Annotated in this window: 18 protein-coding genes; 9 read left to right on the top strand and 9 right to left on the bottom strand. The window is 65.9% G+C overall.

The genetic code is table 11. The annotated features are described in order from the left end of the window. Positions 1-165 precede the first annotated feature (165 nt). The 4 genes from rimP to infB are packed head-to-tail and all read left to right on the top strand — an operon-like array spanning position 166 to position 5,523. Positions 166-744 (top strand): ribosome maturation factor RimP, encoded by a 579-nt coding sequence (gene rimP / locus B0B01_RS06360; RefSeq protein WP_076648774.1) that lies wholly within the window; start codon positions 166-168, stop codon positions 742-744. Continuing rightward, on the top strand, positions 744-2,402 hold the full coding sequence (gene nusA, locus B0B01_RS06365) for a transcription termination factor NusA (RefSeq protein WP_076648776.1): 1,659 nt from the start codon (positions 744-746) through the stop codon (positions 2,400-2,402). Before rimP ends, nusA begins: the two co-directional genes overlap by 1 nt. 23 nt (positions 2,403-2,425) lie before the next feature. After that, the gene (locus tag B0B01_RS06370; protein ID WP_076648778.1) at positions 2,426-3,049 is read left to right on the top strand and encodes an RNA-binding protein; all 624 of its coding nucleotides are present in this window, start codon (positions 2,426-2,428) and stop codon (positions 3,047-3,049) included. 8 nt (positions 3,050-3,057) lie between these two features. Further along, complete coding sequence (gene infB / locus B0B01_RS06375; RefSeq protein ID WP_076648780.1) at positions 3,058-5,523, top strand: translation initiation factor IF-2; 2,466 nt, start codon at positions 3,058-3,060, stop codon at positions 5,521-5,523. 93 nt (positions 5,524-5,616) lie between these two features. Here infB and B0B01_RS06380 read toward each other — a convergent pair whose 3' ends face one another. From B0B01_RS06380 to B0B01_RS06390, 3 genes are read right to left on the bottom strand one after another with little or no spacing between them, the layout of a single operon-like run. Next, positions 5,617-6,042, bottom strand: coding sequence for a (deoxy)nucleoside triphosphate pyrophosphohydrolase (locus B0B01_RS06380; protein ID WP_076648782.1), 426 nt, complete (start codon positions 6,040-6,042; stop codon positions 5,617-5,619). Beyond that, a complete protein-coding gene (argJ, locus tag B0B01_RS06385; protein ID WP_076648784.1) occupies positions 6,023-7,258 on the bottom strand; it encodes a bifunctional glutamate N-acetyltransferase/amino-acid acetyltransferase ArgJ in 1,236 nt (411 codons plus the stop codon). The genes B0B01_RS06380 and argJ overlap by 20 nt, the downstream gene beginning before the upstream one ends. Positions 7,259-7,260: 2 nt before the next feature. Beyond that, positions 7,261-8,112: a peptidylprolyl isomerase gene (locus B0B01_RS06390; RefSeq protein ID WP_076648786.1), complete on the bottom strand. Its 852-nt coding sequence runs from the start codon at positions 8,110-8,112 to the stop codon at positions 7,261-7,263. Positions 8,113-8,327: 215 nt separating this feature from the next. Here B0B01_RS06390 and secA point away from each other — a divergent pair, with 215 nt between their 5' ends. Further along, entirely contained in the window at positions 8,328-11,054 is a 2,727-nt protein-coding gene (gene secA / locus B0B01_RS06395) for a preprotein translocase subunit SecA (RefSeq protein WP_076648788.1), read from the top strand. A 173-nt stretch (positions 11,055-11,227) separates the two neighbouring features. Here the strand turns inward: secA and radC are convergent, their stop codons facing one another. The 3 genes from radC to dnaK all read right to left on the bottom strand — a co-directional run bounded on the left by radC (position 11,228) and on the right by dnaK (position 15,184). Beyond that, positions 11,228-11,989, bottom strand: a complete 762-nt coding sequence (radC, locus tag B0B01_RS06400) for a RadC family protein (protein WP_076650089.1) — start codon at positions 11,987-11,989, stop codon at positions 11,228-11,230. A 78-nt stretch (positions 11,990-12,067) separates the two neighbouring features. After that, on the bottom strand, positions 12,068-13,204 hold the full coding sequence (gene dnaJ, locus B0B01_RS06405) for a molecular chaperone DnaJ (protein ID WP_076648790.1): 1,137 nt from the start codon (positions 13,202-13,204) through the stop codon (positions 12,068-12,070). 75 nt (positions 13,205-13,279) lie between these two features. After that, a complete protein-coding gene (gene dnaK / locus B0B01_RS06410; protein WP_076648792.1) occupies positions 13,280-15,184 on the bottom strand; it encodes a molecular chaperone DnaK in 1,905 nt (634 codons plus the stop codon). Positions 15,185-15,469: 285 nt separating this feature from the next. On the opposite strand from dnaK, the gene zapE reads away from it, so the two are divergent. Beyond that, complete coding sequence (zapE, locus tag B0B01_RS06415) at positions 15,470-16,528, top strand: cell division protein ZapE (protein WP_076648794.1); 1,059 nt, start codon at positions 15,470-15,472, stop codon at positions 16,526-16,528. An 87-nt stretch (positions 16,529-16,615) separates the two neighbouring features. Here zapE and B0B01_RS06420 read toward each other — a convergent pair whose 3' ends face one another. The 3 genes from B0B01_RS06420 to B0B01_RS06430 are packed head-to-tail and all read right to left on the bottom strand — an operon-like array spanning position 16,616 to position 19,830. Next, positions 16,616-17,899 carry a bifunctional folylpolyglutamate synthase/dihydrofolate synthase gene (locus B0B01_RS06420; protein WP_076648796.1) on the bottom strand — a complete coding sequence of 428 codons (1,284 nt, stop codon included), beginning with the start codon at positions 17,897-17,899 and terminating at the stop codon, positions 16,616-16,618. Beyond that, positions 17,896-18,876, bottom strand: a complete 981-nt coding sequence (accD, locus tag B0B01_RS06425; RefSeq protein ID WP_076648798.1) for an acetyl-CoA carboxylase, carboxyltransferase subunit beta — start codon at positions 18,874-18,876, stop codon at positions 17,896-17,898. The genes B0B01_RS06420 and accD overlap by 4 nt, the downstream gene beginning before the upstream one ends. 60 nt (positions 18,877-18,936) lie before the next feature. Next, positions 18,937-19,830: a CPBP family intramembrane glutamic endopeptidase gene (locus tag B0B01_RS06430; RefSeq protein WP_076648800.1), complete on the bottom strand. Its 894-nt coding sequence runs from the start codon at positions 19,828-19,830 to the stop codon at positions 18,937-18,939. A gap of 194 nt (positions 19,831-20,024) precedes the next feature. Here B0B01_RS06430 and ilvD point away from each other — a divergent pair, with 194 nt between their 5' ends. The 3 genes from ilvD to B0B01_RS06445 all read left to right on the top strand — a co-directional run bounded on the left by ilvD (position 20,025) and on the right by B0B01_RS06445 (position 23,031). Continuing rightward, the gene (gene ilvD / locus B0B01_RS06435) at positions 20,025-21,791 is read left to right on the top strand and encodes a dihydroxy-acid dehydratase (protein ID WP_076650090.1); all 1,767 of its coding nucleotides are present in this window, start codon (positions 20,025-20,027) and stop codon (positions 21,789-21,791) included. A gap of 86 nt (positions 21,792-21,877) precedes the next feature. After that, positions 21,878-22,639 (top strand): DUF6478 family protein, encoded by a 762-nt coding sequence (locus tag B0B01_RS06440; RefSeq protein ID WP_076648802.1) that lies wholly within the window; start codon positions 21,878-21,880, stop codon positions 22,637-22,639. Between the two features lie 110 nt (positions 22,640-22,749). Continuing rightward, on the top strand, positions 22,750-23,031 hold the full coding sequence (locus tag B0B01_RS06445) for a hypothetical protein (RefSeq protein ID WP_234967720.1): 282 nt from the start codon (positions 22,750-22,752) through the stop codon (positions 23,029-23,031). The last annotated feature ends 258 nt before the right edge of the window (positions 23,032-23,289 follow it).

The raw sequence follows: 23,289 nt of genomic DNA on the forward strand, positions 1-23,289 counted from the left end.
GCGAAACAGGCTTGCGCAATGGCGGGCGCTTGCCTATATGGGGCGTTGACAGCGGCGCGTCGGGCTCCTGCCGGACGCTCCACCGGAGAATGACAACGGGCCGCGGGCCCGTTTTTTTGTGCCCATTCTTGATGCGCCGGACAGATGCAAGCAGCAGGTGGGAAGATGACGAACGACCTGATTGCCAAAGCCGCGATCGACCGCAAACTGGCCGAGATCATCACCTCGGTGATCGAGGGCATGGGATTCGAGCTCGTGCGGGTGCGGCTCATGGCCGGCAAGGCCACGACCCTGCAGATCATGGCCGACCGCCCCGAGGGCGGCATCGACGTCGATGAATGCGGCGAGATCTCGAACGCGGTGAGCGCGGTGCTGGATGTCGAGGATCCGATACTCGATGCCTATACGCTCGAGGTGTCGAGCCCCGGCATCGACCGGCCGCTGACCCGGCTCAAGGATTTCGAGGAATTCGAGGGCTACGAGGCAAAGCTCGAGACCGAGGAACCGATCGACGGGCGCCGCCGCTTCAAGGGCGTGCTGGCCGGGGTCGAGGGCGACGAGGTGCTGATCAACGTTACCGAGGGCACCATCGGGCTCCGCTTCGACTGGCTGTCCGAGGCGAAGCTGGTGCTGACCGAGGACCTGATCCGGGAAATGCTGCGCCAGCGCAAGGCGGCGGAGACGCTGGACGAAGAAAGATACGACACGATCGAGGTTGACCGATCCCACGAGGAGAACCACTGATGGCCATCACATCCGCAAACCAGCTCGAGCTGCTGCAGACAGCCGAAGCCGTGGCCCGCGAAAAGATGATCGAACCGGGCCTCGTCATCGAGGCGATGGAGGAAAGCCTCGCCCGTGCGGCCAAGTCGCGTTACGGGGCCGACATGGACATCCGCGTCGCGATCGACCGCCGGACCGGTCGCGCCAGCTTTACCCGTGTGCGCACCGTGGTCGAGGATGGCGAGGTCGAGAACTACCAGGCCGAGATGACCGTGGAACAGGCGGGACAGTATCTTGACGCGCCCAAGGTGGGCGACACCTTCGTCGAGGAAATCCCGCCGGTCGAACTCGGCCGCATCGCCGCGCAGTCGGCCAAGCAGGTGATCCTCCAGAAGGTCCGCGAGGCCGAACGCGACCGCCAGTACGAGGAATTCAAGGACCGCGCCGGCACCATCATCAACGGCCTCGTGAAACGCGAGGAATACGGCAACATCATCGTCGATGTGGGCGCGGGCGAGGCGGTGCTGCGCCGCAACGACAAGATCGGCCGCGAAAGCTATCGCCCGAACGACCGCATCCGCGCCTATGTCAAGGATGTGCGCCGCGAGGCGCGCGGCCCGCAGATCTTCCTGTCGCGCACCGCCCCCGAATTCATGGCCGAACTGTTCAAGATGGAGGTGCCGGAGATTTACGACGGCATCATCGAAATCAAGGCCGTGGCCCGCGACCCCGGCTCGCGCGCGAAGATCGCCGTCATTTCCTATGATCACAGCATCGACCCGGTGGGCGCCTGCGTCGGCATGCGCGGCTCGCGCGTGCAGGCGGTGGTGAACGAGCTTCAGGGCGAAAAGATCGACATCATTCCCTGGAACGAGGACATGCCGACCTTCCTCGTCAACGCGCTGCAGCCGGCCGAGGTGTCGAAGGTGGTGCTGGACGAAGAGGCCGAGCGCATCGAGATCGTCGTGCCCGAAGACCAGCTTTCGCTGGCGATCGGCCGTCGGGGGCAGAACGTGCGCCTTGCCAGCCAGCTGACCGGCATGGATATCGACATCATGACCGAAGCCGAGGAATCCGAGCGCCGCCAGCAGGAGTTCGAAACCCGCACGCAACTGTTCATGGATTCGCTCGACCTGGACGAATTCCTGGCCCAGCTTCTGGTGTCCGAAGGCTTCACCAGCCTTGAGGAGGTCGCCTATGTGGAGCGCGACGAACTGCTGGTCATCGAAGGCGTGGACGAGGAAACCGCCGACGAATTGCAGGCCCGCGCCCGCGATGTGCTCGAGGCGCAGAACCGGGCGGCGCTGGAAAATGCCCGTGCGCTCGGCGTCGAGGACAGCCTGGTCGCCTTCGACGCGCTCACCCCGCAGATGATCGAGGCGTTGGCCAAGGACGGAATCAAGACGCTCGACGACTTCGCCACCTGCGCCGACTGGGAGCTTGCCGGCGGCTACACCACCGTTGACGGACAGCGGGTCAAGGATGACGGGCTGCTCGAACCCTTCGATGTCTCGCTCGAAGAGGCGCAGAACATGGTCATGACCGCCCGCGTCCTGCTGGGCTGGGTCGACCCGGAAGATCTGGCCGGGGCGCAAGACGAGGATGACGAGGGCGACGGCGAAAGCGACGAGGCGGACGAAAGCGGCGAAGTCGCGGCGGCCGGAACGGGTGAAAGCTGATCGAGGACACCGAAGGAACAGTGATGACCCGTGGGCGCGCCCAGAGAATCAGGCCGGAGAGCCCCGAGCGCAAATGCATTGCATCCGGCGAAGTGCACCCTAAATATGGGTTGATCCGCTTCGTTGCCGGACCGGAGGGGCAGGTCGTTCCCGATATTCTGGATCGTCTGCCCGGTCGCGGGGTCTATGTCGCGGCCGACCGGCAGGCACTTGAACGGGCGATTGATCGCAAGCTTTTTGCGCGCGGCCTGAAGCAGCCGGTCACGATTGCGCCGGACCTTGCCGCCGAGGTCGAACGCCAGCTGGCGCGGCGGGTTGTCGATCTGATCAGCCTTGCCCGCAAGTCCGGCCATGCGGTCGCCGGCTATGAAAAGGTCAAGGACTGGCTTTCAAAGGAAGAGGCGCGGGTTCTCATACAGGCAAGCGATGGCTCGCCCCGGGGGAAGTCCCGCCTCAGCACGCCGCATTTCGGCGATTACATCGGCTGGTTGAGTGCCGATGAGCTCGGGATGGCTTTCGGGCGGCAAACCGTGATACATGCTGCGCTCGCCTCTGGCGGACTCGGGCGCCGTGTTGTAGAGGAAGCGCAACGGCTGCGAGGCCTGCGCGCTAGGACCAGAGGCGGCGATGACCGCCTGGAAGGATAAAGAGCTTAATGAGCGATTCTGACGGCAAGAAGACACTGGGCGTTCGTGGTGGCTCCCGTTCCGGGAACGTGAAGCAAAGCTTCAGTCATGGGCGCACCAAGAATGTCGTTGTGGAGACCAAGCGCCGGCGGGTGGTCGTTCCCAAGAGCGGCGCGGGCAAGGGGGCGGATCTTCCATCCGCCGCCAAGAACGTGTCGCGTCGCCTTGCCGGAGTCTCCGATTCCGAGATGGAGCGCCGGCTGAAGGCATTGCAGGCCGCCAAGGCCCGCGAGGCCGACGAAGCTGCGGCCCGCGAAGCCGAAGAGGCAGCCCGCGCCGAGGAACGCGAACGCCGCCGCGCCGAAGCGGAGGAGCGCGAACGCGAAGAGCGCGAGCGCGACGCGGCGCTGAAGGCCCGCGCCGAGGAAGAGGCCCGCCAGAAGCGCGAGGCCGAAGCAGCCGTCGCGCAGCGCGAAACCGCAGAGCCGGCCGAACCGCGCCGCGCGACCCCGCACCGCGGTTCTTCCCAGCCGCCGCGCCGCGAGGAAACCGAGGCGGATTCCCGTCCGCGCAGCCGCGGCCGCGAGGACAGCCGCCGTTCGGGCAAGCTGACCGTGAATCAGGCGCTGCGCGGGGCCGAAGGCGGCCGTCAGCGATCCATGGCCGCGATGAAACGCCGGCAGGAGCGCGACCGCCAGCGCGCCTCGGGCCATCCGCAGGAACGCGAAAAGATCTCGCGCGAGGTGCAGCTCCCCGAAACCATCGTTGTCAGCGAACTTGCCAACCGGATGGCCGAACGGGTCGCCGCCGTGGTCAAGGCGCTGATGAACAACGGGATGATGGTCACCCAGAACCAGGTGATCGACGCCGACACGGCCGAGCTCATCATCGAGGAGTTCGGCCACAAGGCGGTGCGCGTCTCGGATGCCGACGTCGAGGATGTGATTCTCCAGATCGAGGATGACGAGAAGGATCTGAAGCCGCGCCCGCCGGTCATCACCGTCATGGGCCACGTGGACCACGGCAAGACCTCGCTTCTGGATGCGATCCGCAACGCCAAGGTGGTCTCGGGCGAGGCCGGGGGCATCACCCAGCATATCGGCGCCTATCAGGTGCAGGCCGATGGCGGGCAGGTGCTGACCTTCCTCGACACGCCGGGCCACGCCGCCTTTACCTCGATGCGGTCGCGCGGGGCGCAGGTCACGGATATCGTGGTGCTGGTCGTCGCCGCGGACGATGCGGTGATGCCGCAGACGGTCGAGGCGATCAACCACGCCAAGGCCGCCGAAGTGCCGATCATCGTCGCGATCAACAAGATCGACAAGCCGAGCGCGAACCCCGACAAGGTGCGCACCGACCTGCTCCAGCACGGGATCGTGGTCGAGGGCATGTCGGGCGACGTGCAGGACGTGGAGGTATCCGCGCTCAAGGGCACGGGGCTTGACGAACTGCTCGAGGCGATCCTGCTGCAGGCCGAGATCCTTGAACTCAAGGCCAATCCCGACCGTCCCGCGCAGGGCGCTGTCATCGAGGCACAGCTCGACGTGGGCCGTGGCCCGGTGGCGACCGTCCTCGTGCAGAACGGCACGCTGCGGCAGGGCGACATCTTTGTCGCCGGGGAACAGTGGGGCCGCGTGCGCGCCATGGAAAACGACAAGGGCAAGCGTCTCAAGGACGCCGGGCCCTCGGTTCCGGTCGAGATCCTCGGCCTTCATGGCACGCCCGAGGCGGGCGATGTGCTGAACGTGGTCGAAACCGAGGCGCAGGCCCGCGAGATCGCCGAATACCGCCAGCAGCTTGCCAAGGACAAGCGCGCCGCCGCCGGCGCCGCCACCACGCTGGAACAGCTCATGGCCAATGCCAAGGCGGACCAGAGCGTCAAGGAACTGCCGATTCTGATCAAGGCCGATGTGCAGGGCAGCGCCGAGGCGATCGTGCAGGCCATGGAGAAGATCGGCAACGAAGACGTCCGCGTGCGCGTCCTGCATTACGGCGTGGGCGCGATCACCGACACCGACGTCGGCCTGGCCGAGGCCAGTGGTGCCGCCATCGTCGGGTTCAACGTGCGGGCCAATGCGAGCGCCCGTGCCAGCGCCAACCAGAAGGGCGTCGAGATCCGCTATTATTCGATCATCTACGATCTGGTCGATGATGTGAAAGCGGCGGCGAGCGGCCTTCTGGGCAGCGAGATCCGCGAACATTTCATCGGCTATGCCCAGATCAAGGAAGTGTTCAAGGTCTCGGGGGTCGGCAAGGTCGCGGGTTGTCTGGTGACCGAAGGCGTCGCCCGCCGCAGCGCCGGCGTTCGCCTGCTGCGCGACGACGTGGTGATCCACGAAGGCACGCTGAAGACGCTGAAGCGCTACAAGGACGAGGTGCCCGAGGTGCAGTCCGGCCAGGAATGCGGCATGGCCTTCGAAAACTACGACGACATCCGCGAAGGCGATGTGATCGAAATCTTCGAGCGTCAGGAGGTCGAGCGCACGCTTGAATAACCCTGCCGGCCCGGCGCACGACGGGCGTCGTTTCCTATATGATCGGCGCGGCCATCAGGGATGGCTGCGCCGTTTTCATGTCGGAGAAACCGTTCAGGGCAGCCAGTCGCGCAGGATCGGGATCAGCGGCAGATCGGCCGGCGGCATCGGATAGTCGCGCAGCTGATTCGCCCGCACCCATTTCAGCGCCTGCCCTTCGCGCGGCCGCGGAATGCCGTTCCATTTCCGGCAGGCGAACAGCGGCATCAGCAGGTGGAAATCCTCGTAGGCGTGGCTGGCGAATGTCAGCGGCGCAAGGCAGGAGGCCCAGGTGTCGATGCCGAGTTCCTCCTGAAGTTCGCGGATCAGGGCCGCTTCGGGGGTTTCGCCCGCGTGGATCTTGCCGCCGGGAAACTCCCAGAGCCCGGCCATCGGCTTCCCCTCGGGCCGCCGGGCGAGCAGGATCCGCCCTTCCACGTCGATCAGCGCCACCGCCGCGACCAGCACCATCCGCGTGGCGTCAGGAGCGGTAATCGGCATTGATGTCGATGTATCCATGGGTCAGGTCGCAGGTCCAGATTACCGCCTGCCCGTCGCCGATGCCGAGATCGACACTTATGACAAGCTCTTGATTCTTCATGTATTCGGCGGCCGTTTCTTCGCGATAACCGGGACTGACCCAGCCGTTTTCCGCCACCGGGATGTCGCCGAAACGGATGCCGAGGCGGTCGCGGTCGGCCGCGGCGCCGGATTTGCCGACGGCCATGACGATGCGGCCCCAGTTCGGATCCTCGCCGGCGATGGCGGTCTTTACCAGCGGCGAATTGGCGATCGAGCGTCCGTGCACCCTCGCCTCGGCATCGCTCTGCGCCCCGCTCACGCGGATTTCGACGAATTTGCTGGCGCCCTCGCCGTCGCGCACCACCTGATGCGCGAGGTCGAGCATGACCGCATGCAGCGCCTCGGCGAAGGATTCGCTTTCGCCCGCGTCCACCCCCGCAGCGCCGGTCGCGCAGAGCATCAGACTGTCCGAGGTCGAGGTGTCGCTATCGACGGTGATGCAGTTGAAGGTGCGCTCGTTCAATTCCGACAGCAGCGCCTGGAGCCGCTTTTGTTCGACGCGCGCGTCGGTGAAGATATAGACCAGCATGGTCGCCATATCGGGCGCGATCATGCCCGACCCCTTCGCGATCCCGGCAATCGACACTGTCCGCCCGTCGATTTCGACGGTGCACGACGCGCCCTTGGCGAAGGTGTCGGTGGTCATGATCGCCCGCGCCGCCGGCTCGATCGCCCCTTCGTCCAGCGATGCGGCCAGATCGTCGATCACGGCAATGATGCGGTCGTGCGGCAGCCGCTCGCCGATCACGCCGGTCGAGGCGGTAAAGATCCGCTCGACCGGCAGTCCGGTCGCGAGCGCAGTCGCGGCGCAGATCGCCTGCACCGATTGCTCCCCGCGCGCCCCGGTAAAGGCGTTGGAATTGCCCGAATTGACCAGAATCGCGGCCCCCGCCGCGTCCGCCCCGCCCGTATGGCGGAGCTTTTCCTGACAGTCGAGCACCGGCGCCGAACGGGTCGCCGAGCGGGTAAAGACGCCGGCGACCGTGCTCCCCGGGGCGAGCAGGGCCAGCATCACGTCGTCGCGCCCCGCATAGCGCACCCCCGCCGCCGTGCTGGCAAAGCGCACGCCGGAGATGACGGGAAGCTCGGGGAAACGCGCCGGCGCGAGCGGCGAACGCGGCAGGGTGCCAGCCATGATCAGTCTCCGAGCAACTCGGACTTGTTCAGCACGTCCGGGTCGAACCCTTCGATCTCCGGCCGCTCCACCTCGGCTCCGGCGGTCAGTTCCTCGATCCTGGCCTCGACCGCGGCCCGGCGCAACTGGTCCGCGATCTCGTCGCGCACGGCATCGAGCGGCGGCGCATCGGCCTCGCGCTTGTCGTTCAGCTTGATGATGTGCCAGCCGAACTGGCTCTGCACCGGATCCGAGACGTCGCCGGGTTCGAGCGATTCGACCCCGTTCTGGAACTCGGGCACCATTTCGCCGTCGCGGAACCAGCCGAGATCGCCACCGTTGGCGCTCGATACGTCGCTCGATTCCGCCTCGGCCAGCTTGGCGAAATCGGCGCCTTCATCAAGTTGTTCCTTGAGCGCCTGCGCCTCGTCTTCGGTATCGACAAGGATATGCGCGGCATTGTATTCCTGCCCGCCCTTCCCGTCGGCAAACCGCTTGTCATAGACGGCCTGAATTTCTTCGTCCGTCGCGGCGTCCTTCATCACCGATTCCAGCATGTCCGCCGCCAGCAGTTCGCGCCGCTCGTTCTCGAGCGTGAGTTCCACCGCGCGCGGCACATCGCCGGTGCGGGCCTGAACCAGCGCGCTTTGCTGGATCAACTGCTCGCGCAGTGCATCGAACAACTGATCGGCCGGGATCTGGCGATATTGCGGCGGCAGCGATCCATAAGCGACGATCATGTGGCCAAGCGTGATCTCTTCGCCGTTCACCCGGGCCACGACCGTATCGGCATCCGGCTCGCTCGCCGCGACCGGAGCAACGGCAAATGCCACCATGGCCGTCAGGGCCGTCAGGAAACCGGGAGTTCTGGGCATTCATCCATCCTGTTGAAAAGATTTACTCTGCTGAAAGATCGCGACCGTGCGCAACGTTGACACTTATTCCACCGGCCCTTACATCGCCTTGTGGCCCGCAACACGGCATTATCGCGCCCCTCGTTTCTACGGGTTGTTACCGGGGCGGGCAAGCCCGCGATGTTCAATGCGGGTGCGGGAAACGCGCCGGAACAGAACAATCCGTTGGAGTAAGCATGCTGGGTATCGGAACTCTTGCCAAAAAGGTGTTCGGCACACCGAACGACCGCAAGATCAAGGCGGTCCGCCCGCTGGTCGCGCAGATCAATGCGCTCGAGCCCGAGTTCGAGAAGCTCGACGACGACGGACTGAAGGCCAAGACCGAGGATCTGCGCCGGCGCGCGCTCGACGGCGAGGATCTGGACAAGCTGCTTCCCGAAGCCTTCGCCAACGTGCGCGAGGCCGCGCGCCGCGCGCTGGGGCTGCGGGCCTTTGACGTGCAGCTGATGGGCGGGGCCTATCTGCATCAGGGAAACATCGCCGAGATGCGCACCGGCGAGGGCAAGACGCTGGTGGCGACCTTCCCGGCCTATCTCAACGCGCTGACCGGCAAGGGCGTGCATGTGGTGACGGTGAACGAATACCTCGCCCGCCGCGACGCCGAATGGATGGGCAAGGTCTTTGCCATGCTCGGCATGACCACCGGGGTCAACGCCTCGGACCTGACCAGCGCGCAGAAGCAGGAAGCCTATGGCGCCGACATCACCTATGGCACGAACAACGAATTCGGGTTCGATTACCTGCGCGACAACCTGAAATCGGACCTCGCGGATATTTTCCAGAAGCATCATAACTTTGTCATCGTCGACGAGGTGGACAGCATCCTGATCGACGAGGCGCGCACGCCGCTGATCATCTCGGGCCCGTCGGAGGACCGCTCGGACCTTTATCTCGCGATCAATGCCGCCATCCCGCTGCTGACCGACGAGCATTACGAAAAGGACGAAAAGACCCGGGTCGTTTCCCTGACCGAAGAGGGCAACGAATTCCTCGAGACGGAACTGCACCGGCAGGGCCTCCTTCCCGAGGATCAGTCGATGTACGACCCCGAAAGCACCACGATCGTGCACCACGTGAACCAGGCGCTGCGGGCGCACAAGATGTTCCAGCGCGACAAGGATTACATCGTGCGCGGCGACGATGTGGTGCTGATCGACGAATTCACCGGCCGCATGATGTCGGGGCGGCGGCTTTCGGACGGGCTGCATCAGGCGATCGAAGCCAAGGAAGGCGTGCCGATCCAGCCCGAGAACGTGACGCTCGCCAGCATCACCTTCCAGAACTACTTCCGCCTTTACGACAAACTGGCCGGCATGACCGGGACCGCCGCGACCGAGGCCGAGGAATTCCAGGAAATCTATGGCCTTGGCGTGATCACGGTGCCGACCAACAAGCCGGTTGCGCGGATCGACGACGACGACAAGGTCTATCGCACCACGACCGAGAAATATGAGGCGATCATCCGCGAGATCGAGGAGGCCCATGCCCGCCAGCAGCCGGTTCTGGTCGGCACCACCTCGATCGAGAAATCCGAGGAACTGAGCAAGCTGCTGAAAAAGGCCGGGATCGCCCATAGCGTGCTGAACGCGCGCCAGCACGACAAGGAGGCCGAGATCGTCGCCGATGCGGGCCGTCTTGGCGCTGTCACCATCGCCACCAACATGGCCGGACGCGGCACCGACATCCAGCTTGGCGGCAATGTGGACATGCGCGTGATGCAGGCGCTCGCCGACGATCCCGAAGCCGACCCGGCTGCGGTGCGCAAGGCGCTCGAGGCCGAACACGGCGCCGAAAAGGAAAAGGTGCTGGCGGCCGGCGGGCTTTACGTGATCGCCTCGGAACGTCACGAAAGCCGGCGCATCGACAACCAGCTTCGCGGGCGGTCCGGCCGGCAGGGCGACCCCGGGCGCACCGCTTTCTATCTGAGCCTCGAGGATGATCTCATGCGCATCTTCGGCTCCGAGCGGCTCGACAAGGTGCTGCAGAAACTCGGCATGAAGGAAGGCGAGGCGATCATTCACCCCTGGGTGAACAAGTCGCTGGAACGCGCGCAGGCCAAGGTCGAGGGGCGCAATTTCGACATGCGCAAGCAGGTGCTGAAATACGACGACGTGATGAACGATCAGCGCAAGGTGATCTTTGAACAGCGCCGCGAGATCATGGCCGCGCAGGATCTGTCAGAGATCGCCCGCGACATGCGCCATCAGGTCATCGACGATCTGGTGACCGCCCACATGCCGCCCAAGACCTATGCCGACCAGTGGGACACCGAAGGGCTGCAGGCGCAGGCGACCGAATTGCTTGGCGTCGACGTGCCGATTGTCGAATGGGCCGCCGAAGAGGGGGTCGACGACGAGGACATCCGCGAACGGCTGTCCCGGGCCGTCGACGAGAAAATGGCCCAGAAGGCCGCCGCCTTCGGCCCCGAGAACATGCGCAACATCGAAAAGCAGGTTCTGCTTCAGACCATCGACAGCAAATGGCGCGAACATCTGCTGACCATGGAACATCTGCGCTCGGTCATCGGATTCCGCGGCTATGCCCAGCGCGATCCGCTGAATGAATACAAGTCCGAGGCGTTCCAGCTGTTCGGCTCGCTTCTGGACGACCTGCGCGAAGAGGTCACGCGGCAACTGGCCCGGATCCGCCCGCTGTCCGACGAGGAACAGCGCGAGATGCTGACCCGGCTGGCCGCCCAGCAGGCCGATCTGAACCGGCAGGCCGCCGCCGCGCGCGCCCAGCAGGAGAACGTGGGCGAGGCACAGCCGGGCGCCGCGGATGACGCCGCCATGAACGGCTTTGACGCGGACGACCCGGCCACATGGGGCAACCCGGGGCGCAATGACCGCTGCCCCTGCGGCAGCGGCCGGAAATTCAAGCACTGCCACGGGCGCCTGAACTGATCCGCAAGGGGTGAGGCACCGGCGGAAGCTGCGTGCATTCCGGCCTTCCGCTGAACGACGCGGATGGATGGCCCGACCGTCGCCAGGCCGCATAAGGCGAAATGCACGAGGTCGGGCGCATGTTCCTGATCGCGACCGGCCCTGCCCCCTTCCCCGCGATGCGCCCGGGCGGTTTACAGATAGCCCTCCGCGCGGAAGCTCAACTCGCGGGATTTCCCGATGATGAGGTGGTCGTGCAGGGTGATGCCCAGCACCTCGCAGGCGGCGCGGATCCGCTCGGTCATGTCGATGTCAGCCGTCGAGGGGCTTGGATCGCCGGAGGGATGGTTGTGAACGAGGATGAGCGCCGAGGCGTTGAGTTCCAGCGCGCGCTTGGCGATTTCGCGCGGATAGACGGGAACATGGTCGACCGTGCCGCTTGCCTGTTCCTCATCGGCAATAAGCCGGTTCCTGCGGTCGAGAAACAGCACCCGCACCTGTTCGGTTTCGCGATGCGCCATGGCGGTGTGGCAGTAATCGAGGATCGCATCCCAGCTTGAAATAACGGGGCGCTGCATGATCCGCGCCCGCGCCATGCGCTGCGCCGCCGCCTCCAGAATCTTGAAGTCGGTCACCACCGCATCGCCGATGCCGCCGACCTCCCGCAGACGTTCCGGCGGGGCGGTGATGACGCGGTTGAAATCACCGAACACATCCAGCAGGGCCCGCGCGAGCGGCTTGACGTCGCGCCGCGGAATCGAACGGAACAGCACAAGTTCAAGAAGTTCGTAATCCGGCATGGCCGCTGCCCCGCCGTCGCGGAACCGCTCGCGCAGGCGCTGGCGGTGGTCGGCGATATAGGAGGGCAGGCGCCCGCCGGCCGGCGCCGCAACGGGTGCCGCATCATGGGCAAAGAGCGAGGGCGCGGCATCGGAAAAGGCGGATCGGCGGCTCATCATGCGCGCAGCGTCGCACACCACACCTGAACGAAGGGTTAACCTCCGCCGCCACGCCATCGCGCTGCCGCACCCGGGTCAGCCCTTCATGCTGTCCCAGAAGGATTTGACCGACGAAAAGAAGCTTTTGGATTCGGGGTTGTTGTTTTCGCCCATGGCATCGAATTCGCGCAGCAGTTCCTTCTGCCGTGCGGTCAGGTTCACCGGGGTCTCGACCGCGAGTTCGATGAACATGTCGCCGACACCGTTCCCCCGCAGGGGCGGCATTCCCTTGCCGCGCAGCCGCATCTGCCGGCCCGACTGGCTGCCGGCCGGGATTTGCATCCGTCCGCGCCCGCCGTCGATGGTCGGCACCTCGATCGTGCCCCCGAGGGCGGCGGTGGTCATGCTGACCGGCACGCGGCAGTAAAGGTTGATCCCGTCGCGCTCGAACAGTTCGTGGCGCGCGATCTCGACAAAAATGTAAAGGTCACCGGGCGGCCCGCCGCGCATCCCGGCCTCCCCCTCGCCCGAAAGACGAATCCGGGTGCCGGTCTCGACACCGGGCGGAATGTTGACGTTGAGCGCGCGGTCGCGTTCGACCCTGCCCTGCCCGCCACAGGTGTTGCAGGGGTTCTTGATGATCTGCCCCATGCCCGAACAGGTCGGACAGGTGCGCTCGATGGTAAAAAAGCCCTGCTGCGCCCGGACCTTGCCCATGCCGGAACAGGTCGGGCAGGTGGCGGGTTCGCCGCCGCCCTCGGCGCCGGTGCCGTTGCAGGCCGAACAGGCCACCGCCGTCGGCACATTGATGGTCTTCTGGATGCCCGAGAACGCCTCTTCCATGGTGACGCGCAGGTTGAAGCGCAGGTCGGCGCCGCGGGTTGCCCGCCGCCGCCCGCCCCTCTGGCCCATGAAATCGCCGAACAGATCGTCGAACACATCGGAAAAGGCCGACGAGAAATCGCCGCCGCCGAAACCGGGCCCGCCGCCCCGGCCGCCCATGCCCCCTTCAAAGGCAGCATGGCCGAAACGGTCGTAGGCGGCCTTCTTTTCGGCGTCCTTCAGAACTTCGTAAGCTTCGTTGACTTCCTTGAACTGCGCCTCGGCATCGGGATTGTCACTGTTGTGATCCGGGTGCAGAGCTTTTGCCTTGCTGCGATAGGCACGCTTGATCTCGGCCGCCTCGGCCCCGCGCGATACGCCCAGAACCTCGTAAAAATCGCGTTTTGACATGGTTTGTCCCTCTCGCCGGAACGAAGAAGGCCGGCCCCGTCGCGGGGCCGACCGTTGTCAGATCAGGTGGCGCGCTCAGTTGCGCTTGTCATCGTCCAGATCCTCGAACTCCGCATCGACGATGTCGTCGTCGCCGGGGCCCTGGGCATCCGGCTCGTCTGCCTGCGCCTCTTCCTGGCTGGCCTTGTAGATCGCCTCGCCCAGCTTCATCGCGGCTTCGGTCACGTTCTGGATCCCGGCCCGGATCTTGTCGGCCTTGTCGGTCTCCATTTCCTCCTTGAGCGCGGCCACGGCGAGTTCGATCGCCTCGACGGTGCTCGGATCGACCTTGTCGGAATGCTCCTCCAGCGATTTCTCGGTCGAGTGGATCAGGCTCTCGGCCTGGTTGCGCACATCGACCAGCTCGCGGCGGGCCTTGTCGGCTTCGGCGTTGTCCTCGGCCTCCTTGACCATGCGCTCGATGTCCTCGTCGGAAAGCCCGCCCGACGCCTGGATGGTGATCTTCTGCTCCTTGCCGGTGCCCTTGTCGGTCGCGGCGACCGAGACGATGCCGTTGGCGTCGATATCGAATGTCACCTCGATCTGCGGCATGCCGCGCGGCGCGGGCGGGATGTTTTCAAGGTTGAACTGGCCAAGCAGCTTGTTGTCGGCGGCCATCTCGCGCTCGCCCTGGAACACCCGGATCGTCACCGCGTTCTGGTTGTCCTCGGCGGTCGAGAAGATCTGCGACTTCTTGGTCGGGATGGTGGTATTGCGGTCGATCAGGCGAGTGAACACACCGCCCAGCGTCTCGATCCCCAGGGACAGCGGCGTCACGTCAAGCAGCACCACGTCCTTCACGTCACCCTGCAGCACGCCGGCCTGGATCGCGGCGCCCATGGCCACGACCTCGTCGGGGTTCACGCCCTTGTGCGGCTCCTTGCCGAAGAATTTCTTCACCTCGTCCACGACCTTGGGCATCCGCGTCATGCCGCCGACGAGAACCACCTCGTCCACGTCGCTGGCCGAAAGCCCGGCATCCTTGAGCGCAGCCTTGCAGGGGGCGAGCGAATTCGCGATCAGGTCGCTCACGAGGCTTTCAAGCTTGGCCCGCGTCAGCTTCATGACCATGTGCAGGGGCGAGCCGTCCTTGCCCATGGAGATGAACGGCTGGTTGATCTCGGTCTGGTTCGTGCTCGACAGCTCGATCTTGGCCTTCTCGGCGGCTTCCTTGAGCCGCTGCAGCGCCATCTTGTCCTTGGTCAGATCGACGCCGTTCTCTTTCCTGAACTCGTCCGCCAGGTAATTGACGATCCGCATGTCGAAGTCTTCGCCGCCAAGGAACGTGTCCCCGTTGGTCGATTTCACCTCGAACAGCCCGTCGTCGATTTCCAGGATGGTGATGTCGAAGGTGCCGCCGCCCAGGTCATAGACCGCGATGGTGTGGCTTTCGGTCTTGTCCAGCCCATAGGCCAGCGCCGCGGCGGTGGGTTCGTTGATGATGCGCAGAACCTCGAGCCCGGCGATCTTGCCGGCGTCCTTGGTGGCCTGCCGCTGCGCGTCGTTGAAATAGGCGGGAACGGTGATGACGGCCTGCGTCACCTCTTCGCCAAGATAGCTCTCGGCGGTCTCCTTCATCTTGCCGACGATGAAGGCGGAAATCTGGGAGGGCGAATATTTTTCCCCGCGCGCGGAAATCCAGGCATCGCCATTGCCGCCGTCCACGATGTCGAAGGGTACGAGCTTCTTGTCCTTTTCGACCGCCGGGTCGCCGATGCGCCGTCCGATCAGGCGCTTGACGCCGAAGATGGTGTTTTCCGGGTTGGTGACTGCCTGCCGTTTCGCAGACTGGCCGACCAGGCGCTCATCCTCGGCGAAGGCGACGATCGAGGGGGTGGTGCGCGCGCCCTCGGAGTTCTCGATCACCCGCGGCTGGCTGCCATCCATGATGGCCACACAGGAGTTGGTGGTGCCGAGGTCGATACCGATAACTTTAGCCATTCCTTTTGATCCCTTCACTTTTCAAGGCGATAACCCGAAGCCCGAGCCCGTTTTGGCGCCGGGGCCCCGCTGACATTGCCGATCCGGTGCCATGACCCTCCGGCATCCCGGCGTATATAAGAAGCACATTCTCCTGCTGCAACCGTTCTTGCCGGCACTCTCTGCGCAAGTGCCGCCCGCCCGCCGAAAGCGCCGCGCGCGGTTCTGCCGGGCCGGGCGCAGGCCCGCGCGCACCCGGCGCCCGACGGCTTCCCAAGGGAATCGCTCTCGGTTATGGCTCACCCCATGAGCACGCTCGCCGCCCTCTATGAAACCGCCCTGACCGAAGGGCGCCTGACGCGCGACCCGGCGCAGCTGGCCGTCCTGCCCGAATTCGAGCGCCTGCGCGCCGCACTCGCGCAGCCCCGCAAACGCGGCCTGTTCCGCAGGCGCGCCGCGCCGCCCAGGGGGCTCTATCTCTGGGGCGGGGTCGGACGCGGTAAATCCATGCTCATGGATCTCTTCGTCGGATCGCTCGACACCATCCCGGCGCGGCGGATCCATTTCCATGCCTTCATGCAGGATATCCACGCGGCCCTCGAATCCGCCCGGCAAAGCGGGACACCGGATGCGCTCGTCCCGGTCGCGAACCGGATCGCCGCTGAAACCCGTCTGCTCGCGCTCGACGAAATCCAGATCACCGACATCACCGATGCCATGATCGTCGGCCGCCTGTTCCAGGCCCTGTTCGACGCCGGCACCGTGATCGTCACCACCTCGAACCGCCCGCCCGACGACCTTTACAAGGACGGGCTCAACCGGCACCTGTTCCTGCCCTTCATCGACCTGCTGAAGGAGCGGATGGAAATCCGCGAACTGGCCAGCCCGACCGATCACCGCCTCGGCCGCACCGCCGGGGCGCAAAGCTACTTCACCCCCGCCGATGCAAGGGCGCGCGCCGCGATCGACACGCTCTGGCAGGATCTCACGGGCGGCGGCAGCGCCCCCCGGCGGATCGCGGTGCAGGGGCGCGACATCGTGCTGCCCGAATTCCGCGACGGCATCGCCCGCGCGAGCTTCTACGATCTCTGCGCCAAACCGCTCGGTCCCGCCGACTACCTCGCCATCGCCGAATCGGTCGACCTGCTCATCCTCGAGGACATCCCCTGCCTGTCGCGCTCGAACTTCAACGAGGCCCGGCGTTTCGTCACCCTGATCGACGCGCTTTACGAGGGGCGCCGGCGCCTCGTCGCCTCGGCCGAGGATGAACCCGAATCGCTCTACCGCGAAGGCGAAGGCGCCTTCGAATTCCAGCGCACCGTCTCGCGGCTGCGCGAAATGCAGGCCGACGACTGGCCCGGTTGACTTCCTGCCCCGGGCCATCTTCTGGCCGGAAATATCCCGGGGTCCGGGGCAGCGCCCCGGCCCGACCCGGGCAACCATGACTGCCGCTCAGATATTCTCGCGCAGCACCGAACCGGCCAGGTAAAGCGAGCCGCAGATCAGGATCCGCGCCGCGGGGTCGCGCCCGTGCAGCAGCCTGAGCGCCGCGCGCACATCCGGCGCGACCTCGGCGTCAAGCCCTTCCGCACGGGCGATCCCCGCCACCTGCCCGGCCGGCAGGCTGTTCGGCTCGCCCGGGATCGGCACCGCCACGAGCCCCGCCGCATGAGACACGAAGGGGCGCAGGAAACCGCCGCTGTCCTTGGTGTTCAGCATGCCGCAGACCAGCCAGGTCGGGCGCGGCGGCAGTTCCGTGAGCAGGGCGCCGATCGCCTCGCCCGCGGCCGGGTTGTGCCCCCCGTCCAGCCAGAGCTCGTTTCCCGGCACCATGTCGACCAGCGCGCCGCCGGTCAGATGCTGCATCCGCGCCGGCCATTCGGCCCGCGTCACTGCCGCCTGGACCGCATCCTCCCCGAGGCCGAGCACCTCGAGCGCCGCGACTGCCATGCCCGCGTTGCCGATCTGATGCGGCCCGCGCAGATTGGGGATCGGCAGCATACGGCTGCCCCGGGGGCCGCGATAGACCACATGGTCGCCCTCGCGCGCCACGTGCCAGTCGCGCCCCTGGACCAGAAGCGGCGCGCCGATCTCGGCCGCGCGCGCCTCCATCACGGCAAGCGCCTCGGGCACCTGGGCGCCGATGACGCAGGGAACGCCCGGCTTCATGATGCCGGCCTTTTCTCCCGCGATCGCGGGCAGCGTGTCGCCAAGGAACTGTTCGTGATCCATGGACACGGGCGCGATGATGGTCAGGCGCGGCGCGGGGATCACGTTGGTCGCGTCGAGCCGCCCGCCCAGCCCGACCTCGAGCAGCGTGTAATCGGCCGGCACCCGCGAAAATGCGAGCATCGCGGCGCAGGTCGTGATCTCGAAAAAGGTGATCGGCACGTCGCCGTTCGCGACATAGCATTCCTCCAGCACCGCCATGAGATCGGGCTCGGAAATCAGCTTGCCGGCCAGACGCACGCGTTCATGGAACCGCGCCAGGTGGGGCGAGGTATAGACATGCGGAAGAAGCCCCGCCCCCTCGAGTCCGGCGCGGATCATCGCGAGGGTCGAGCCCTTGCCGTTGGTGCCGGCGACATGGATCACCGGCGGCAGCCGGTCCTGCGGATTGCCGAGCTCCCCGAGCAGCCGCCACATGCGATCCAGCGTCAGGTCGATGATCTTGGGATGCAGCGTCATCATCCGCTCAAGAATGAGATCGGAGCTTGCATCAACGGGTGCGTTCATGTCGCCTTGCCTTTCCGGGCCGCGGCCGGAGCCGGGGCAGAAACGGTGGAGTCCGGCCCGGCATCCGCAGCGGCGGTCTCTGCCTCGCCGTCGCCGGGCGCGGGCAGATCGCCGCGCACCGGGGGCGGCAGCCTCATGAGGATGCGGGTGATCGTGATCAGTTCCTCGCGCAGGTCGTTGCGATTCGTCACCCGGTCGAGCATCCCGTGATCCAGAAGATATTCCGCCCGCTGGAATCCGTCGGGCAGGGTCTCGCGGATGGTCTGCTCGATCACGCGCGGGCCGGCAAAGCAGATCAACGCGTTCGGCTCGGCGATCTGCACATCCCCGAGCATGGCGTAGGATGCGGTCACGCCGCCGGTGGTCGGGTGGGTCAGCACGACGATATAGGGCAGGCCCGCTTCCTTCAGCATCTGCACCGCGACGGTGGTGCGGGGCATCTGCATGAGCGACAGGATCCCCTCCTGCATGCGCGCCCCGCCGGCGGCCGAAAACAGCACCAGCGGCGATTTCTGCTTCACCGCCGCCTCGGCCGCGGCAATGATCGCATTGCCCACATACATGCCCATGGATCCGCCCATGAAGCTGAAATCCTGTGCGGCGGCGATGATCGGCGTGCGCCCGATCTCGCCACTGGCGACCAGCATCGCCTCTTTCTCGCCGGTGGTCTTCTGGGCGTTGCGCAGCCGCTCGGGATATTTCTTCTGGTCGCGGAACTGGAGCGGATCGGCCACCGGCAGCGGCACCCTGATCTCGGTGAACACACCCCCGTCGAACAGCGCCTCGAACCGCTTGCGCGGGCTTATCTGCATGTGGTGCCCGCAGTTGGTGCAGACGTTCAGATTGTCGCTCAACTCGCGGTGAAACAGCATCGTGCCGCAGGAATCGCATTTCTGCCACAGGTTCTCGGGCGTATCGCGGCGACGGGAAAAGATCGAGTTGATGCGCGGGCGGACGTAATTGGAGATCCAGTTCATCTTCGGGCCCCTGTGCGGCAAAAGACGGCTCCAGTTACTCCCGCAGCGGCGGGAATGCAATCAGCGACGGATCGCAACCCGCGCCGCCAGCCAGGTCAGGACCACCACCGCGAAGTCGCCCACCAGCCCCTGGCGCAGAAATTCCGCGTCGGCCATGCCGTAGGGCACCACGTAAAGCGCAAGCCCGTTCATGCTGTCGGGCAGCGACACCAGCAGCAGCGCGGTGGCATTGTTGACGAAATGAACCGCGATCGCCGGGCCGAGCGTGCCCGCCCGCGCCGTGAGATCCGCCATCAGGAGTCCGAAGATCCCGGCCCAGAGCACGATCGGCCAGGCATTTCCCCCGGCCACCGCGGGCTGGTAATGGCCCAGCGCAAACAGCACCGTGGGCACCGCCATCCAGATCAGCGGGCTGGCGAAACGTGCCGCCAGCATCTGCTGCATGTAGCCGCGGAACAGGATTTCCTCGGCACTGGCCTGCACCAGCACCACCAGAAGCGAAAACGGCAGCAGCGCGAGCCAGCGCCCAGGCGGCAGGTTCTGCGCCAGTTCCTGCGTCTGATAGGGCGGCAGCACCGCGATTGCCGCGCCAAGCAGAAGCATCGCCATGATGACCGCCCGGAACTGCCGCAGCGCCGGCGGCAGCGGGCCCAGGATACCCGGCAGCCGATACCCGTGAACAAGGCGCAGCGCGATCCAGACCCCAATGGTCACGAAGCCGAAGCTTCCCAGCATCACCAGAAGCGGGAGCGGCGCGTTTCCCGGCCCTCCGATCAGGGCCGCGCTCCAGAAGGGCTCGTCCAGGGCCAGCAGCAGCGTCAGAAGGCCCCGGTTCAGCGCGAAGGTGACCGCCCCGATCAGCCCGAGCCCGAGCAGGAACCGCCATATCTGCGCGCGGGGCCGCAGCGGGGCGGTCAGCCGGTCATGCGCGCCATAGGGCCTGCTGCGGGCCATCGGTCATTCCTTTCCCGTGCTCCTCGCGCCGGTCCTGTGACAATAGGGCACCGGGCGCGTTTCATCGACCTGCGTTAACTGGGGGGCGGATGCCCGGCCGTCAATCCTGAGGGCCGATGCCTGCTCATTCGCGCCTTGTGCGGCGCGGGGGGGAGGGCTATTGCAGGGCCAGTTGACGACAAGGGGGAGCGATGATGCTCAAGCGGGATTTCGACAAAAGCAAACTGCCCAGCCGCCACGTGACCGAGGGGCCGGAACATGCTCCGCACCGCTCCTATTACTACGCCATGGGCCTCAGCGAGGAAGAGATCCATCAGCCCTTTGTCGGCGTCGCCACCTGCTGGAACGAGGCCGCCCCCTGCAACATCGCCCTGAGCCGCCAGGCCCAGGCCGTCAAGATGGGGGTGAAACAGGGGTTCGGCACGCCGCGCGAATTCACCACCATCACCGTCACCGACGGGATCGCCATGGGGCACGAGGGAATGCGTTCGAGCCTCGCAAGCCGCGATGCCATCGCCGATACGGTCGAACTGACCATGCGCGGGCACTGCTATGACGCGCTGGTCGGGATGGCCGGCTGCGACAAGTCCCTGCCGGGGATGATGATGGCCATGGTGCGGCTCAATGTGCCCTCGGTGTTCATCTATGGCGGCTCGATCCTGCCTGGCCGGGCGCCCGACATGCCGGGTGTGATCCCGGACGAATACATCGGCCGCGACCTGACCGTGCAGGACCTGTTCGAGGCCGTGGGCCACCAGCAGAACGGTACCCTCTCGGAAGCGGCGCTCGCCATTCTCGAGCGGGTCGCCTGCCCGAGCTCCGGGGCCTGCGGCGGCCAGTTCACCGCCAACACCATGGCCTGCGTGTCGGAGGCGATGGGGCTTGCGCTCATGAACAGCTCGGGCGCCCCCGCCCCGTATGAGAGCCGCGACCAGTATGGCGAGGCGTCGGGGCGCGCGGTGATGACCCTGCTGGAAAAGAACATCCGTGCCCGCGACATCGTGACCCGCAAGGCGCTGGAAAACGCTGCCCGGGTCGTGGCCTGCACCGGCGGTTCGACCAATGCCGGGCTGCACCTTCCCGCCATCGCCCATGAGGCGGGAATCGACTTTTTCCTCGGCGATGTCTGCGACATCTTCCATGACACGCCCTATTTCGTCGATCTGAAACCGGGCGGACAATATGTCGCCAAGGATCTGTTCGAGGCCGGCGGCGTTCCCGTCGTCATGAAGGAACTGCGCCGCGCCGGTCTGCTGCATGAGGATTGCCTGACCGCCTCGGGGCGCAGCATCGGCGAAGAGCTCGACATGATCGAACGCGAGGCCGACGGGCGGGTGATCCATCCCGTCGACAAGCCGCTCAGCAAGACCGGCGGTGTCGTCGGGCTGAAGGGCAACCTTGCGCCCGAAGGGGCCATCGTCAAGGTGGCCGGAATGAACCCGGCCGAAACCGTGTTTACCGGCCCGGCGCGCGTGTTCGAATGCGAAGAAGACGCCTTCGAGGCGGTGAAGCAGCGCGCCTATGAACCGGGCGAGGTCATCGTGATCCGCAACGAGGGCCCGGCCGGCGGCCCCGGCATGCGCGAGATGCTGGCGACCACCGCGGCGCTGTCCGGCCAGGGCATGGGCAAAAAGGTCGCCCTGATCACCGACGGGCGCTTTTCGGGGGCCACGCGCGGGCTCTGCGTCGGCCATGTGGGGCCCGAGGCCGCGCAGGGCGGGCCGATCGCCCTGCTTCGCAACGGCGACGAGATCACCATCGACGCGGTCAAGGGCGAGATCAGCGTCGCCCTGTCGGAAACCGAACTGGCGGCGCGCAAGGCCGACTGGAAGGGCCCGCGCGAGACCCTCTATGCCAGCGGCGCGCTGTGGAAATATGCCCGGCTTGTCGGCCCGACCTATCAGGGCGCCGTGACCCATCCCGGCGCGGCCGAGGAAAAACACATCTACATGGATCTCTGACCCCGACGGTCCCCGCACGGTTCCGAGGGCCGGGTCCGGCCCCGGAACACCCAGTTATCTGTTCCTGTCCAGAGTGATCAGCCGCGATGAACCGGGCACTGGATAAGTTGTTTTACAAGCGGGAATTGCGGCGCTGGCGTCGGGCCGCAAAACATGTGCCCCGTGTTCCGCTTTCCGAACTGAACCGGCGGCAGGCCGCCGCGCGCCGTCTGCGCGCCCAGCTTGACCGCCTGCTGTGCCGCTCCGAAGAGGGCCTCGCCGCGCTTGGCTTTGACGCGCTGCAGCCGCCGCTGCCGCACGGGACCGACTGGTTCTGGCGCCCGGACCCGTGGCGCGCCCCGCTCGAAATCGCCGGACTGGTCGCGAGCCCGACCGGAACCGGCTTCGGAAACGGGATCACCCTGTTTCACGACTGTCCGGAGCCCGAATTTTCCCTGCGCCAATTGCGCCACCCTGACGGCGAGGGCCGCGCTCCGTTCGGGCTGCAACTGGATATATTCGGTTTCGGCGGGACATTTCTGTCGCTGGTGGTCAACCTGCCCGAAAGCGCGGCCCGCAATCTTGGCCGCAACCATCTTGTCCGCATTGAGACAGCAATCGAGTCCGAGCAGCCGCTGCGCATCTTTGCCCGGCTCAATATCCGGCACGGGCCCAATATCGAGCAGATCCTCCAGGAACTGCCCGCGGAAGGGGCGGAAAAATGCGCCGAATTTGACCTCGCCTATTCCCGGATAAACGAAAAACGGGTCGAGGAGCTCTGGCTCGACCTGATATTCGAATCACCGGCGATGAACGGGATCGCCATTCCGGACCTGTCCATGTCCCGGCATCGCAGGGCGGCCCTATGACCGGAGAAACCCGATGTCGACGCTGAGCCTGACAAAGATTTGCCTGCGCAACGGTGTCTGGGAGGGGCTGATCGAGCGGGCGCCCGAGGATCGCCCCCCCCGACATCCGCGTGGTGCACCACGGTCGGCCCGTCGATGGCGTGTCGCTTTCTGCCGGCAAGGCCGCCGGAGAATGGCATCTGGCGATCCGCATTCCGCCCGCGGCCCTTACCTCCGGCATCCAGACTTTTTTGATTCTCGACGCCAAGGATAATACCCCGCTCGGCGATTTCGTCATCATCGCGGACCCGCCCGAAGCGGAGAGCCTGAAAGCCGAGGTCGACCTGCTCCGGGCCGAACTGGACCTGCTCAAGCGCAGCTTCCGCCGGCACTGCACCGGGTCGCGCGGTTGACGGCATCACAAGTCCTCGATCCGGCTCCCGGCGGCACGGAACACGACGCAGCCCTTGCCACACATTTCGCGCCATCCGCCAAAGGCAGGCGTTCAGTTTCGGAAATATCTGCTCGATGGGATTCGGGTCGGGCGAGCAACGCTGCAGATGGGAGATCCCGCCGGCACTGTTGTCATCCTCGACAATTTTGCCACTCACCATAACAGGAAAGCCGCGCACGTCTTGCACGCCCAGGGCGGCTGGTCTTCGGGCCCAGAA

Origin of the sequence: Pontibaca methylaminivorans (assembly GCF_900156525.1) — a bacterium.
GTDB classification, from domain to species: Bacteria; Pseudomonadota; Alphaproteobacteria; order Rhodobacterales; family Rhodobacteraceae; genus Pontibaca; species Pontibaca methylaminivorans.

What these genes read in the sequence shown, in the direction of transcription:
- rimP (WP_076648774.1), top strand. Translation starts at nt 166, where the DNA reads ATGACGAACGACCTGATTGCCAAAGCCGCGATCGACCGCAAACTGGCC.
- nusA (WP_076648776.1), top strand. Translation starts at nt 744, where the DNA reads ATGGCCATCACATCCGCAAACCAGCTCGAGCTGCTGCAGACAGCCGAA.
- B0B01_RS06370 (WP_076648778.1), top strand. Translation starts at nt 2,426, where the DNA reads ATGACCCGTGGGCGCGCCCAGAGAATCAGGCCGGAGAGCCCCGAGCGC.
- infB (WP_076648780.1), top strand. Translation starts at nt 3,058, where the DNA reads ATGAGCGATTCTGACGGCAAGAAGACACTGGGCGTTCGTGGTGGCTCC.
- B0B01_RS06380 (WP_076648782.1), bottom strand. Translation starts at nt 6,042, where the DNA reads ATGCCGATTACCGCTCCTGACGCCACGCGGATGGTGCTGGTCGCGGCG.
- argJ (WP_076648784.1), bottom strand. Translation starts at nt 7,258, where the DNA reads ATGGCTGGCACCCTGCCGCGTTCGCCGCTCGCGCCGGCGCGTTTCCCC.
- B0B01_RS06390 (WP_076648786.1), bottom strand. Translation starts at nt 8,112, where the DNA reads ATGCCCAGAACTCCCGGTTTCCTGACGGCCCTGACGGCCATGGTGGCA.
- secA (WP_076648788.1), top strand. Translation starts at nt 8,328, where the DNA reads ATGCTGGGTATCGGAACTCTTGCCAAAAAGGTGTTCGGCACACCGAAC.
- radC (WP_076650089.1), bottom strand. Translation starts at nt 11,989, where the DNA reads ATGAGCCGCCGATCCGCCTTTTCCGATGCCGCGCCCTCGCTCTTTGCC.
- dnaJ (WP_076648790.1), bottom strand. Translation starts at nt 13,204, where the DNA reads ATGTCAAAACGCGATTTTTACGAGGTTCTGGGCGTATCGCGCGGGGCC.
- dnaK (WP_076648792.1), bottom strand. Translation starts at nt 15,184, where the DNA reads ATGGCTAAAGTTATCGGTATCGACCTCGGCACCACCAACTCCTGTGTG.
- zapE (WP_076648794.1), top strand. Translation starts at nt 15,470, where the DNA reads ATGAGCACGCTCGCCGCCCTCTATGAAACCGCCCTGACCGAAGGGCGC.
- B0B01_RS06420 (WP_076648796.1), bottom strand. Translation starts at nt 17,899, where the DNA reads ATGAACGCACCCGTTGATGCAAGCTCCGATCTCATTCTTGAGCGGATG.
- accD (WP_076648798.1), bottom strand. Translation starts at nt 18,876, where the DNA reads ATGAACTGGATCTCCAATTACGTCCGCCCGCGCATCAACTCGATCTTT.
- B0B01_RS06430 (WP_076648800.1), bottom strand. Translation starts at nt 19,830, where the DNA reads ATGGCCCGCAGCAGGCCCTATGGCGCGCATGACCGGCTGACCGCCCCG.
- ilvD (WP_076650090.1), top strand. Translation starts at nt 20,025, where the DNA reads ATGCTCAAGCGGGATTTCGACAAAAGCAAACTGCCCAGCCGCCACGTG.
- B0B01_RS06440 (WP_076648802.1), top strand. Translation starts at nt 21,878, where the DNA reads ATGAACCGGGCACTGGATAAGTTGTTTTACAAGCGGGAATTGCGGCGC.